This window comes from Klebsiella sp. C239 (genome assembly GCF_048822715.1).
GTDB lineage: Bacteria > Pseudomonadota > Gammaproteobacteria > Enterobacterales > Enterobacteriaceae > Klebsiella > Klebsiella quasipneumoniae.
Window position 1 is genome coordinate 825477 of record NZ_JBMEZK010000001.1, and the last position, 12209, is coordinate 837685.

The 12209-nt window shown below is 53.2% G+C and carries 14 protein-coding genes; 8 read left to right on the forward strand and 6 right to left on the reverse strand.

Annotated features, from left to right (window positions below):
- Positions 1 to 11 precede the first annotated feature (11 nt).
- Positions 12 to 1472, reverse strand: coding sequence for a cardiolipin synthase (cls, locus tag ACOI6Z_RS03875; RefSeq protein ID WP_023290121.1), 1461 nt, complete (start codon positions 1470 to 1472; stop codon positions 12 to 14).
- Between the two features lie 143 nt (positions 1473 to 1615).
- On the opposite strand from cls, the gene ACOI6Z_RS03880 reads away from it, so the two are divergent.
- The gene (locus ACOI6Z_RS03880; RefSeq protein WP_023290120.1) at positions 1616 to 1789 is read left to right on the forward strand and encodes a YciY family protein; all 174 of its coding nucleotides are present in this window, start codon (positions 1616 to 1618) and stop codon (positions 1787 to 1789) included.
- 276 nt (positions 1790 to 2065) lie between these two features.
- Here ACOI6Z_RS03880 and ACOI6Z_RS03885 read toward each other — a convergent pair whose 3' ends face one another.
- On the reverse strand, positions 2066 to 2713 hold the full coding sequence (locus ACOI6Z_RS03885; protein ID WP_074442545.1) for a YceI family protein: 648 nt from the start codon (positions 2711 to 2713) through the stop codon (positions 2066 to 2068).
- Positions 2714 to 3397: 684 nt separating this feature from the next.
- Positions 3398 to 3694 carry a YciI family protein gene (locus ACOI6Z_RS03890; protein ID WP_002910042.1) on the reverse strand — a complete coding sequence of 99 codons (297 nt, stop codon included), beginning with the start codon at positions 3692 to 3694 and terminating at the stop codon, positions 3398 to 3400.
- A gap of 210 nt (positions 3695 to 3904) precedes the next feature.
- Between ACOI6Z_RS03890 and tonB the strand changes: the two genes are divergently transcribed.
- Complete coding sequence (gene tonB, locus ACOI6Z_RS03895) at positions 3905 to 4645, forward strand: TonB system transport protein TonB (RefSeq protein WP_117133768.1); 741 nt, start codon at positions 3905 to 3907, stop codon at positions 4643 to 4645.
- A gap of 43 nt (positions 4646 to 4688) precedes the next feature.
- Here the strand turns inward: tonB and ACOI6Z_RS03900 are convergent, their stop codons facing one another.
- From ACOI6Z_RS03900 to pfkB, 3 genes are all read right to left on the reverse strand, one after another.
- A complete protein-coding gene (locus tag ACOI6Z_RS03900) occupies positions 4689 to 5561 on the reverse strand; it encodes a fructosamine kinase family protein (RefSeq protein ID WP_069602893.1) in 873 nt (290 codons plus the stop codon).
- A 105-nt stretch (positions 5562 to 5666) separates the two neighbouring features.
- On the reverse strand, positions 5667 to 5951 hold the full coding sequence (ghoS, locus tag ACOI6Z_RS03905) for a type V toxin-antitoxin system endoribonuclease antitoxin GhoS (RefSeq protein WP_101977403.1): 285 nt from the start codon (positions 5949 to 5951) through the stop codon (positions 5667 to 5669).
- Positions 5952 to 6044: 93 nt separating this feature from the next.
- On the reverse strand, positions 6045 to 6977 hold the full coding sequence (gene pfkB / locus ACOI6Z_RS03910; RefSeq protein WP_023290115.1) for a 6-phosphofructokinase II: 933 nt from the start codon (positions 6975 to 6977) through the stop codon (positions 6045 to 6047).
- Positions 6978 to 7332: 355 nt separating this feature from the next.
- On the opposite strand from pfkB, the gene ACOI6Z_RS03915 reads away from it, so the two are divergent.
- From ACOI6Z_RS03915 to rplT, 6 genes are all read left to right on the forward strand, one after another.
- On the forward strand, positions 7333 to 8091 hold the full coding sequence (locus tag ACOI6Z_RS03915) for a DUF481 domain-containing protein (protein WP_004203142.1): 759 nt from the start codon (positions 7333 to 7335) through the stop codon (positions 8089 to 8091).
- A 269-nt stretch (positions 8092 to 8360) separates the two neighbouring features.
- Positions 8361 to 8594: a hypothetical protein gene (locus ACOI6Z_RS03920; protein WP_023290114.1), complete on the forward strand. Its 234-nt coding sequence runs from the start codon at positions 8361 to 8363 to the stop codon at positions 8592 to 8594.
- 431 nt (positions 8595 to 9025) lie between these two features.
- Positions 9026 to 10954 carry a threonine--tRNA ligase gene (gene thrS / locus ACOI6Z_RS03925; protein WP_017900777.1) on the forward strand — a complete coding sequence of 643 codons (1929 nt, stop codon included), beginning with the start codon at positions 9026 to 9028 and terminating at the stop codon, positions 10952 to 10954.
- Positions 10955 to 10957: 3 nt separating this feature from the next.
- Entirely contained in the window at positions 10958 to 11500 is a 543-nt protein-coding gene (gene infC / locus ACOI6Z_RS03930) for a translation initiation factor IF-3 (RefSeq protein ID WP_004189469.1), read from the forward strand.
- 92 nt (positions 11501 to 11592) lie between these two features.
- The gene (rpmI, locus tag ACOI6Z_RS03935; RefSeq protein ID WP_001124225.1) at positions 11593 to 11790 is read left to right on the forward strand and encodes a 50S ribosomal protein L35; all 198 of its coding nucleotides are present in this window, start codon (positions 11593 to 11595) and stop codon (positions 11788 to 11790) included.
- A gap of 50 nt (positions 11791 to 11840) precedes the next feature.
- Positions 11841 to 12197 carry a 50S ribosomal protein L20 gene (gene rplT, locus ACOI6Z_RS03940; RefSeq protein ID WP_000124850.1) on the forward strand — a complete coding sequence of 119 codons (357 nt, stop codon included), beginning with the start codon at positions 11841 to 11843 and terminating at the stop codon, positions 12195 to 12197.
- The last annotated feature ends 12 nt before the right edge of the window (positions 12198 to 12209 follow it).

Sequence of the window (12209 nt, forward strand, 5' to 3'; positions counted from 1 at the left end):
ATGGGCACGTTTTACAGCAACGGGCTGAAGAAGTAAAACAGTCGCTCGGCGATCCGCTGCCACAGCGGACGTTTTAACCAGAGACGGGCGTCCAGCAGGCGCGAGCGCGAGATATAGTCATCCTGAACCGCCGCCAGATCGCTGCCGAAGCCGGCGTCATCGATGACCAGCGTGATTTCAAAATTGAGCCACAGGCTGCGCATATCCAGATTCACGGTTCCCACCAGGCTCAGTTCGCCATCGACCAGCACGCTTTTGGTATGCAACAGGCCGCCTTCAAACTGGTAAATCTTCACCCCTGCCGCCAGCAGCTCGGTGAAAAAGGCCCGGCTGGCCCAGCCCACCAGCAGCGAATCGTTCTTGCGCGGTAAAATAATACTCACGTCCACGCCGCGCTGGGCGGCGGTACAGATAGCGTGCAGCAGGTCGTCGCTGGGTACGAAGTAGGGCGTGGTCATGATCAAATGCTCTTTCGCCGCGTAGGCGGCGGTGAGCAGTGCCTGATGGATCAGATCTTCCGGAAAGCCCGGACCGGAGGCGATCGTGTGGATGGTATGCCCACTGGCCTCTTCAAACGGCATGATATTGACGTCCGGCGGCGGTGGCAGAATACGCTTTCCGGTCTCGATCTCCCAGTCACAGGAGTAAACGATGCCCATCGAGGTCGCCACCGGGCCTTCCATGCGCGCCATCAGGTCAATCCACTGCCCGACCCCCGAGTCCTGCTTAAAGTAGCGGGGATCGACCAGATTCATGCTGCCGGTGTAGGCGATATAGTTATCGATCATCACCATTTTACGATGTTGGCGCAGGTCCATCCGGCGCAGAAACACACGCATCAGATTGACCTTGAGAGCCTCGACCACTTCAATGCCGGCGTTACGCATCATCGCCGCCCATGGGCTACGGAAAAAGGCCACACTGCCCGCGGAGTCGAGCATTAACCGGCAGTGAACCCCGCGACGGGCGGCGGCCATTAGCGATTCGGCGACGCTGTCGGCCATACCGCCTGGCTGCCAGATATAGAAGACCATCTCTATGTTATGGCGAGCCAGTTGAATATCGCGGATCAGGGCCTGCATGACGTCGTCAGATTCCGTCAGCAACTGCAGCTGGTTGCCTTTTACGCCGCCAATGCCCTGGCGCCGTTCGCAAAGCTTGAACAGGGACTCGGCCACCGGGCTGTTATCTTCGGCAAAGATATGTTTGCAGGCTTTGAGGTCGTTTAACCATTTGGCCGTGGAAGGCCACATCGCCCTCGCGCGTTCTGCCCGCCGCTTGCCAAGATGCAGCTCGCCAAAGGAGAGATAGGCGATGATCCCCACCAGCGGCAGGATATAAATGATCAATAACCATGCCATGGCGGACGGCACAGCGCGGCGTTTCATTAGAATTCGTAATGTTACACCGGCGATCAACAGCCAGTACCCCAGAATGACCAGCCAGTTCACCACCGTGTAAAAGGTTGTCATAGATGTAAAATCCTTTTGAATGACGTTATGTGATGAGTTTACGCATCAGTATTTTTCTGGCAAATAAAAACGCAGCGAAAGCGGTGGTCAGTCGCCGGCAGAGGTTTATAATGGGGACTGTTTTCACTCGTAGAGTCGTTGCAATGAAGCGTAGTAGAACGGAAGTAGGGCGCTGGCGCATGCTGAGACAGGTGAATCGCCGTAAAGCGCGCTGGCTGGAAGCCCAATCACGCCGCAATATGCGGATCCTCGCTATCAGGAAGGGACTGGTGAAACGGCAGCGTCATGCTCTGCTGTTTATCTTCCCCGACTGTTAAACGAGCAGAACAACGGCACCGAACGCGGTGCCGTTGTCGTTTTCCCGCTCTGCGCGGCATTCCCTTTTAACATCGCCAGATCGCCTATTGAAATATCTATGCGATGCCTGTCAGGGTATGACCGGGATTATCGACAGAACGCCTTTTTCCGCAACAGGCATTCACCGCCGAGTGGAAGTCCGGACAGGGCGTGGGGTCGTCGATCGTTTTTCAATGTCATGCTCACTATCAGGATACCCACCCTGAATAAAACGCACCGCTTTTGCGGGCGGTAATTTATTTGGCATAGGCTTCCGTGGATAACGTGATAGTCACGTTATCACTCACCGCCGGAACATATTTATCAAGCTTGAAGTCTGAACGTTTTATTACCCCTGTGGCATCAAAACCAATGGCCTGTTTTTTCACCATCGGATGCATATCCTGTTTATTCAGAGTGGCATGCAATACAACCGGTTTGGTGATGCCCTTAATGGTCAGGTTACCTTCAACATCATATTTATTGTCGCCTTTACTTTCCACTCGGGTGCTCTGAAAAGTGGCCTCAGGATACGTGTTGACATCGAAGTACTCTTTGCCTAAAAACTCATCAGTTAACGCTTTGACGTGAGTGTCAATGGTTTTGACTGGCAGCGTGACGTGCACAGAGGATTTCTCCGGGTTGTCTTTGTCGAAAGACAGTTTCCCTGAAACATCAGAGATATACGCTGTAGGGTTAGAGAAGCCAAAATGGTTCCAGGCAATAACAACGGAAGTATGCTGCGGATCCAGGCTATATTCTGTCGCTGCGGCTTGTGACACAGGAATATATAAGGCAAGCAGAGAAAGCAATGCGGTTTTTTTCAGGGTATTCACACAAAAATCCTCATAAGCGTCAGGTACATAAATGGTAGCCCAAAAAAATGCGGCACTTATTGAAAACATTTGTTATTCCCGTTCAAATTTTTTAATCAACCAAAAATCACCCTACAATTACTCTGCGTGAAGTTTACCCAGCGAAATTAATCGACTTTAAAAAATGATCATCTGCAACGTAAATCTGGTTGCGTAGTTTTATACGTTCATTCCATATTGATATGTGCCTGTGTCAGCGCACTCCATTTATTTTCAGACGCTTTCAAGCCACCGCGTTTCTGAATGCAGTAAGATGGCGATATGGGGTCCCATACCTGCGGAACGGGATATGCATGCTTATTTACTCCAGGCCTTTATATCTGTTGATCAGCATCTATCTCTCTTTAACGATCTTCTTTCAATTGTGTTTTGGATTTACCGGGCGATGTCAGGATGTGCTGGCTTGTAAAGCAAGCGCTAAATCCAATGCAAGGCCTCTGTTGCAGACTGATTCAATACATTAGCAATTCAAAATCATGCCCGGCGTCGACGTTTGGTCAGCATTTTCAATGGCCGCAAAAGGCGAGGTGAGGGTCGATGATGTTGTCGAAGGAGAAGGGATGTGCTCATCTTCCTGGCGTCTCAGGCGGATAACAGCCAACGCTTGCGTGCGGTTAAAAAGGGCGACATTTTAATGTGATGTAGCAAAATGCGCCCTTTCATCTGATGGCCTGGTGCGTTGTTGCCGTTAACCAGAAAAAGAAAAGGGTATTTTCAAAATACCTTCTTATATGGTTTAACAGAGACCTGGCGGTAGACGCCGGCGGCGATATACGGATCGTCATTAGCCCAGGCCTGAGCCGCTTCCAGCGATTCAAACTCAGCGATCACCGTTGAGCCGCTGAATCCGGCTGCGCCCGGTTCGTTGCTGTCAACGGCCGGCATTGGCCCGGCGGTAAGCAGCCGACCTTCATCATGTAAAAGTTGTAGACGCGCAAGATGCGCGGGGCGAACCGAGAGCCGCTTTTCCAGAGAATCGGCGATATCTTCAGCGTAGATAACGTAAAGCACGGCAAAGCTCCTTATCATTAAACAGGCGAATTACGTTAAGTTAAACGACGATGGACTGCAATGCAAAGATGCGCCCCGGCGTCGAATGCCCCGCCGACGCGGCTTTTTTCCGCAAATGGTGGCAAAAATTGACTCAGGTTAAGACGGCTTATTGAATATGATTGCTATTTGCATTTAAAATCGGAGCATCATTTTTCAACAGAAACGACTATGAGCGCAATGACCCTTGATTTACCTCGCCGCTTCCCGTGGCCAACGCTGTTATCCGTGGCTATCCACGGTGCCGTTGTGGCGGGGCTGCTTTATACCTCGGTACATCAGGTTATTGAACAGCCTTCCCCGACGCAGCCGATAGAGATCACGATGGTGGCGCCGGCCGATCTTGAGCCGCCCCCGGCGGCGCAACCCGTCGTGCAGCCCGTTGTTGAACCTGAACCGGAGCCTGAGGTGGTCCCGGAGCCGCCGAAAGAGGCGCCGGTGGTGATCCATAAACCAGAACCTAAGCCGAAGCCCAAACCTAAACCGAAGCCCAGGCCGGAGAAAAAGGTTGAGCAGCCGAAGCGGGACGTCAAACCGGCCGCGGAGCCGCGTCCGGCTTCACCGTTTGAAAACAACAATACGACGCCAGCGCGCACCGCGCCGAGCACCTCCACCGCAGCGGCCAAACCCACCGTCACTGCCCCGAGCGGCCCGCGGGCGATCAGCCGCGTTCAGCCGACCTATCCGGCGCGCGCTCAGGCGCTGCGCATTGAAGGAACGGTGCGGGTGAAGTTTGACGTCACGCCTGATGGCCGAATTGATAATCTGCAGATCCTCTCCGCCCAGCCGGCGAATATGTTTGAGCGCGAGGTGAAAAGCGCGATGCGCAGATGGCGTTACGAGCAGGCAAAACCGGGAACCGGCGTGACGATGACCATTAAATTCCGTCTCAACGGCGTCGAGATTAACTGATAATGCAGGGCGGCGGACCGGGGAGGTCCGCCGTAAACCTTGTCTAACGCGTTTTTTCCATCAAGACATCGTCCAGCGCCTGCTGGACCGTCACCAGGTGCTGGCCACCGAACAATATCGCCCGGTTCAGCAGGGTATAAAGCTGGTAGATCGGCTGACGCTCGAGAAAACCAGCCGGCAGCGGTGAGACGGACTGATAGCCGTCATAGATCTGCGGAGGTTGTTCCGGGTGCATCGGCAGCATAGCTAAATCACACTCGCGGTCGCCCCAGTAGCAGGCCGGGTCGAAGATGTAGGGGCCATCCGGCCCTAAGGCGCAGTTGCCGGACCACAGGTCCCCGTGTAGCAGCGAAGGTTGCGGCTGATGGTTGGCCAGCCGCTGCTGTACCATATCGACTAAGGTATCGATATCGCCAAAGTGCAACCCTTTCTCCGCCGCCAGCTCCAGCTGCCAGCCGATACGCTGCTCGGCGAAGAACACCGACCAGCGACGTTGCCAGGCGTTGGGCTGCGGCGTGGTGGAAAGATCGTTATCAAAATCCAGACCGAACTGCGGCTGATCGCTCCACTGATGCAGGTGGGCTAACTGCTGGCCAAGCAGGAAAGCGTTATGCGCATCCAGCGGACGGGGAGGGAGGTATTCCATGACCACGAAGCTGTAGTCGCGATCGCTGCCGACGGCAAAGACCTGCGGTACGCGAACGGTTTTGCTTCGCGACAGCAGCTCCAGCTGATCGGCCTCGGCGGTGAAGATAGGCAGGAGTTCCCGTTCGTCGCATTTCACGAAGTAATCTTTGCCGCCGAAACGCAAATGCCAGGCGGAATGGATCTCTCCGCCGGGCAGCTCGGTTTTCAGTTCGATTTCAGCGTCTTCGGTATGCCAATCGCGTAAAAGAGTACTGATTGCTTGCCACATGCTGTCTCTCCCCATGTTTTCCACCATATCATAAGGTTAGCGCATTACTACCGGGTAAACCTGGAACTGACGCACAACTGACGCTTTACGTTGCGCTAAACGCACTTATTGAGCTTTTAACCATTCAGCGAATGTGCTGACGGCGATCTCCGCCGGGCGGCCAAGGGCCGCTTCCGCCAGTCCGGCGCCAAGGGCCTTCACTTCCTCGGCTGCCTGGGCGCTCAGCAGGCCAAAGGTATTGGTGCCCAGCTCATGGGGAGTGCCCTCTTCATCATTGAGCGTCAGTACAAACCCTGCCCGGGTAAAATGGTTGCTGACCTCATTGATCTCCGTTAGCGCCTGTTCGTGGAAGTTCACGCTGACGACCCAGGCGGTAATATCATTGCTCATTTCTACACCCCGTTGTTATGCATGGCCTTTCCAGCATAGACCATCCTGCAAATATCGTGGTTCCCCTCCGCCAGCGCGGAGGGGCAGGGGAGATCAACGCCCGCAGAGATAATCGTAGATTTTTTGCGTATTGGCCTGCGAGCAGAGGCGGGTGCCCTGGTTGATGGTCGCGGCGCTACCGGCGGCAACGCCAAAGCGTACCATGTCTTCGAGGCTGGCGTTCTCCGCCAGACGTAAGGTCATGGCGCCCACCATGCTGTCGCCGGCGCCGACGGTGCTCTGGCTTTTCATTGGCGGCGGCACCACCTGAACACTGCCGCTGGCGTCAACCCCCAACGCCCCCTGCGGACCAAGGGAGACCACCACCCGGCGAACTTTACCGGACTGGATCAACGACTGAGCAGCAAGGCGGACGTCATCAGGCTGGCTCAGATCGCGCTGCACGAGGGCGCTGAGCTCTTTCTGGTTTGGCTTCACTAATTCAATATTGCCGACGTCCAGCGCGGCGGCCAGCGCGTCGCCGGAGCTGTCGATAATGCAGCGCAGGCCCTGCTGTTGCGCATGCTTAACCAGCTGCATCAGATTTTCGACGCTGATTCCTGGCGGCAGACTGCCGCTGATCACCAGCAGAGAGCCGGGATCGATAGTCAGGACTTTCTCTTCCAGGCGGCGGAATTCATCGTCTGTCAGCGCGGCGCCGGGCATCACAAAGCGATACTGTTCGCCGCTGGCGGCTACGTGAACGTGCAGGTTCTGTCGCGTCCAGTCGCGGGTTTCGACGGTCTCGACCGGCACTTGCTCATCGGCTAGCAGGGCGGCAAGGTGCTCGCCGGTGGCGCCGCCAATAGGGAAAATGGCGGTGGCTTTCCCGCCGAGAAAGGTCACGGCGCGGGCGACGTTGATCCCACCGCCGCCGGGTTCAAATACCGGCGCGCTGCAGCGGAGTTTCCCTTCCGGGTAGATCTGCGGGGTTTGGGTGGCGCTATCCAGCGAGGGGGCCAGCGTGAGCGTATAAATTTTGGTCATTCCTTCTCCTCCTTAATACGGCGACTGTACTTTATTTAAGCATGGCACGATGATCCAGGGAGGGAAAGTGCTGTCCCTGAGAGATTTGCAAAGAAGCCTGTATTTTCATTATGAAATAAAGATTGTTTCCGGAGCTGTCTTATTCAAAAAACGAAAGAGTAAGTGATTGCTATGTTATTCGTGCTTTTTTATAATTTGCTACCTTTCTTAGGACCTGCACTCCGCGATCCTCGCGAAAGTTTCCGGGACCCACAGGTCTCTTTTATGTTGTACGGACGCTAAATTCAATGAGCCGGCAAAGTGACGCCTGTTCATCATTTGTACTGTCCTAAAAAATGTATTTTAGAGAGTTATAATGAAGCTTTTAAAGACAGTACCCGCAGCGGTCATGCTGGCGGGGGGGCTTTTTGCGTCTGTTGGCGCAATGGCCGATGATTCTGTATTTACCGTCATGGATGACCCTTCCGCTGCCAAAAAACCGTTCGAAGGAGTGGTCAACGCAGGTTACCTGGCGCAGTCCGGCAACACCAAGAACTCCTCAATGACGGCCGATTCCACCCTGACCTGGTATGGCAATACCACCGCCTGGTCGCTGTGGGGCAACGCCAGCAACACCTCGTCCAACGATGAGCGCTCCTCAGAGAAATATGCTGTCGGTGGCCGTAGCCGCTATAACCTGACCGATATGAACTACGTCTTTGGGCAGGGCAGTTGGCTAACCGACCGCTACAACGGCTACCAGCAGCGCGATGTTCTGACGGCGGGCTATGGTCGTCAAATCCTCAACGGACCAGTGCATAGCCTGCGGTTTGAATTTGGTCCTGGCGTCCGCTATGACGAATACACCGACGGGGATACCGACACTCAGCCGCTGGGTTACGCCTCCGGAACCTGGGCCTGGCAGATGACCGACAACGCCAAATTTACTCAAGGGGTATCGGTGTTTGGCGCCGAGGACACCACGGTCAACTCAGAGAGCGCGTTAAACGTGGCGATTAACGCCCACTTTGCGCTGAAAGTGGCGTACAACGTCACCTGGAACTCGGAGCCGCCTGCGTCTGCGCCGGAGCATACCGATCGCCGGACCTCGCTCTCCCTCGGGTATAAGATGTAATATTTTCAGGCCGGGTTTCCCGGCCTGATCGTTTTAGATTTAACAATAAGTGACATTATTTTTTCTGGCAATTCGTTTTAGTTTTTATAAAAAGAAACGGGCCTCCATCTTTTCTCCATTATTCTCCGTTTGCTGACAAATATTCATTCTATTTGACACGAAAAGCTAAATATTCGACGGACAAATATGTGATCTGGATCTATACTAAGAGTTACTGACCGAATGGCGACATTGTTCGGTCCGTCTTCCGTAATAAGAGAATAAACATCATGAAAAACAGCCAATTTACCATCGCAGCCCTGGCGCTGTGCGTGCTTTCCTTTGGCGCATCAGCCGCCACGCCAGTTCCGCCGTCGGGTAACCAGGACCATACGCAGGTAGGTATCGCCAAAGCAACCGACGTTGAGGCCGGTTCGAATATTGCCCCCGGTTCCCGTAGTACCGGACAATCCATGAGCGATGCCTTTAATGTGCATACGCTGGTAGCAGGCGAGTGGTCTTAATATCGCAGGCTACTGCTTCACGGGCGGACTATTAAGCCGGGTAGAGTGGTACCGGTTTAACGACCCGCGCTAAACATCACGCAGGCAATATCAAGGCGTCTCTTTTAGTTTGTCCGCATAATATCATCCGGCTTCGCTGGTGATTATTTTCGCGTCTTCCTGGCGGATATTCTGCTTTTATCCGCGCGGCTCTTGTTTTCTCCACATTCCGCCATCATTTATGCTATTACGGCTTTAATCACGTACCAATGATGTGTAAACTACTCCCCGGTGTTATCAGCAGGCGGCAGCAGGCGGGAACGATCGCTCCGGTCGTGCTCCTCTTTTCGCAGAGTGAAGCGGGAACTGCGCCTTAACCTGATGATAATGATGATTATATAGTTTTGTATGTGCTCTTTCGTGCGGGGCACCACTGCAAATAAGGACATAAAATGCCTGTAATTACGCTTCCTGATGGCAGCCAACGCCATTTTGATCACGCTGTCAGCCCGATGGACGTCGCGCTGGATATCGGCCCGGGTCTGGCGAAAGCCACCATCGCCGGGCGGGTAAACGGTGAACTGGTAGACGCTTGCGACCCGATTGAAACTGATTCCACCCTCTCTATTATCACGGCTAAAGATGAAGAAGGGCTGGAGATCATTCGTCACTCCTGCGCGCACCTGTTAGGTCATGCCATCAAGCAGCTGTGGCCCAACACCAAAATGGCTATCGGTCCGGTTGTTGATAATGGCTTCTACTATGACGTAGACCTCGACCATACCCTGACTCAGGAAGATATCGACGCGCTCGAAAAACGTATGCATGAGCTCGCCGAGAAAAACTACGATGTCATCAAGAAGAAAGTGAGCTGGCACGAAGCGCGTGAAACCTTCGTGAAGCGCGGCGAAAGCTATAAAGTTTCTATTCTTGACGAAAACATTGCCCATGATGACAAGCCTGGCCTGTATCATCATGAAGAATATATCGATATGTGCCGCGGTCCGCACGTGCCGAACATGCGCTTCTGCCATCACTTCAAGCTGATGAAAACCGCCGGTGCCTACTGGCGCGGCGACAGCAACAATAAAATGTTGCAGCGTATCTACGGCACCGCGTGGGCAGATAAAAAAGCGCTGAATGCTTATCTGCAGCGTCTGGAAGAAGCCGCCAAGCGCGACCACCGTAAAATCGGTAAGCAGCTCGACCTGTATCATATGCAGGAAGAGGCGCCTGGGATGGTGTTCTGGCACAACGACGGCTGGACTATCTTCCGTGAACTGGAAACCTTTGTCCGTTCGAAACTGAAAGAGTATCAGTACCAGGAAGTCAAAGGTCCGTTCATGATGGACCGTGTGCTGTGGGAAAAAACCGGCCACTGGGACAACTACAAAGATGCGATGTTCACCACCTCTTCTGAGAACCGTGAATACTGCATTAAGCCGATGAACTGCCCGGGCCACGTGCAGATCTTCAACCAGGGGCTGAAATCCTACCGCGATCTGCCGCTGCGTATGGCGGAGTTTGGTAGCTGCCACCGTAACGAACCATCAGGCGCGCTGCACGGTCTGATGCGCGTTCGCGGCTTTACCCAGGATGATGCGCATATCTTCTGTACTGAAGATCAGGTTCGCGATGAAGTGAACGCCTGTATTCGTATGGTTTATGATATGTACAGCACCTTTGGCTTCGAGAAGATCGTCGTCAAACTGTCGACTCGCCCGGAAAAACGTATCGGCAGCGACGAGACCTGGGATCGCGCGGAAGCGGATCTGGCGGTGGCGCTGGAAGAAAATAATATCCCATTTGAATATCAACTGGGTGAAGGGGCGTTCTACGGCCCGAAAATTGAATTTACCCTGTATGACTGTCTCGATCGTGCATGGCAGTGCGGTACGGTACAGCTGGACTTCTCTCTGCCGCAGCGTTTAAGCGCCTCCTATGTGGGCGAAAACAACGAGCGTCAGGTGCCGGTCATGATCCACCGTGCGATTCTCGGTTCTCTGGAGCGCTTCATTGGCATCCTGACCGAAGAGTTCGCTGGCTTCTTCCCAACCTGGATTGCACCAGTGCAGGTGGTGGTCATGAATATCACCGATTCTCAGGCTGAATACGTTAACGAATTGACGCGTAAACTACAAAATGCGGGCATTCGTGTAAAAGCAGACTTGAGAAATGAGAAGATTGGCTTTAAAATCCGCGAGCACACTTTACGTCGTGTCCCGTATATGTTGGTCTGTGGCGACAAAGAAGTCGAAGCCGGCAAAGTGGCCGTGCGCACCCGTCGCGGGAAAGACCTCGGCAGCATGGACGTAAATGAAGTGATCGAGAAGCTGCAACAAGAGATTCGCAGCCGCAGTCTTCAACAACTGGAGGAATAAGGTATTAAAGGCGGAAAACGAGTTCAAACGGCACGTCCGAATCGTATCAATGGCGAGATTCGCGCCCAGGAAGTTCGCTTAACAGGTCTGGAAGGTGAGCAGCTGGGTATTGTGAGTCTGAGAGAAGCTATCGAAAAGGCTGAAGAGGCTGGAGTAGATTTAGTTGAAATCAGCCCTAACGCCGAGCCGCCAGTTTGTCGTATCATGGACTACGGCAAGTTCCTTTATGAAAAGAGTAAGTCTTCTAAGGAACAGAAGAAGAAGCAGAAAGTTATCCAGGTTAAGGAAATTAAATTCCGCCCTGGTACTGATGAAGGTGACTATCAGGTAAAACTCCGCAGCCTGATTCGCTTTCTCGAAGATGGCGATAAGGCCAAAATCACGCTGCGTTTCCGCGGTCGTGAGATGGCCCACCAGCAGATCGGTATGGAAGTGCTTAACCGCGTGAAAGACGATCTGGTTGAACTGGCAGTAGTCGAATCCTTCCCAACGAAGATCGAAGGCCGCCAGATGATCATGGTGCTCGCTCCTAAGAAGAAACAGTAAGGCCATCAAGAAACATTTCCGGTGGGCTTCGGCTCACTGGTTTTGTTCGCCTTTGTTTCGTTTATTAACAATGCGAAGTGGAAGTTATTAAAATGCCAAAAATTAAGACCGTACGCGGTGCTGCTAAGCGCTTCAAAAAAACCGGTAAAGGTGGTTTTAAGCACAAGCACGCTAACCTGCGTCACATTCTGACTAAAAAAGCTACCAAGCGTAAACGTCACCTGCGTCCGAAAGCCATGGTTTCCAAAGGCGATCTGGGCCTGGTTATCGCGTGCCTGCCGTACGCATAAGTCGTTAACGTTTAACTTTTTTAACTTAGAATAGATACAGGAGAGCACACATGGCTCGCGTAAAACGTGGTGTAATTGCACGTGCACGTCACAAGAAAATTTTGAAACAAGCTAAAGGCTACTACGGTGCGCGTTCTCGCGTATACCGCGTTGCCTTCCAGGCTGTTATCAAAGCTGGTCAGTACGCTTACCGTGACCGTCGTCAACGTAAACGTCAGTTCCGTCAACTGTGGATTGCACGTATCAACGCAGCAGCACGTCAGAACGGTATTTCTTACAGCAAATTCATCAATGGCCTGAAAAAAGCCTCTGTTGAAATCGACCGTAAGATCCTGGCTGACATCGCCGTATTCGACAAAGTAGCGTTCACCGCTCTGGTCGAAAAAGCGAAAGCAGCTCTGGCATAAGCCAGTTGAAAG

What these genes read in the sequence shown, in the direction of transcription:
- ACOI6Z_RS03880 (WP_023290120.1), top strand. Translation starts at nt 1,616, where the DNA reads ATGAAGCGTAGTAGAACGGAAGTAGGGCGCTGGCGCATGCTGAGACAG.
- ghoS (WP_101977403.1), bottom strand. Translation starts at nt 5,951, where the DNA reads ATGAGCAATGATATTACCGCCTGGGTCGTCAGCGTGAACTTCCACGAA.
- thrS (WP_017900777.1), top strand. Translation starts at nt 9,026, where the DNA reads ATGCCTGTAATTACGCTTCCTGATGGCAGCCAACGCCATTTTGATCAC.
- cls (WP_023290121.1), bottom strand. Translation starts at nt 1,472, where the DNA reads ATGACAACCTTTTACACGGTGGTGAACTGGCTGGTCATTCTGGGGTAC.
- ACOI6Z_RS03900 (WP_069602893.1), bottom strand. Translation starts at nt 5,561, where the DNA reads ATGTGGCAAGCAATCAGTACTCTTTTACGCGATTGGCATACCGAAGAC.
- rpmI (WP_001124225.1), top strand. Translation starts at nt 11,593, where the DNA reads ATGCCAAAAATTAAGACCGTACGCGGTGCTGCTAAGCGCTTCAAAAAA.
- tonB (WP_117133768.1), top strand. Translation starts at nt 3,905, where the DNA reads ATGAGCGCAATGACCCTTGATTTACCTCGCCGCTTCCCGTGGCCAACG.
- ACOI6Z_RS03885 (WP_074442545.1), bottom strand. Translation starts at nt 2,713, where the DNA reads ATGTTTTCAATAAGTGCCGCATTTTTTTGGGCTACCATTTATGTACCT.
- ACOI6Z_RS03920 (WP_023290114.1), top strand. Translation starts at nt 8,361, where the DNA reads ATGAAAAACAGCCAATTTACCATCGCAGCCCTGGCGCTGTGCGTGCTT.
- pfkB (WP_023290115.1), bottom strand. Translation starts at nt 6,977, where the DNA reads ATGACCAAAATTTATACGCTCACGCTGGCCCCCTCGCTGGATAGCGCC.
- rplT (WP_000124850.1), top strand. Translation starts at nt 11,841, where the DNA reads ATGGCTCGCGTAAAACGTGGTGTAATTGCACGTGCACGTCACAAGAAA.
- ACOI6Z_RS03915 (WP_004203142.1), top strand. Translation starts at nt 7,333, where the DNA reads ATGAAGCTTTTAAAGACAGTACCCGCAGCGGTCATGCTGGCGGGGGGG.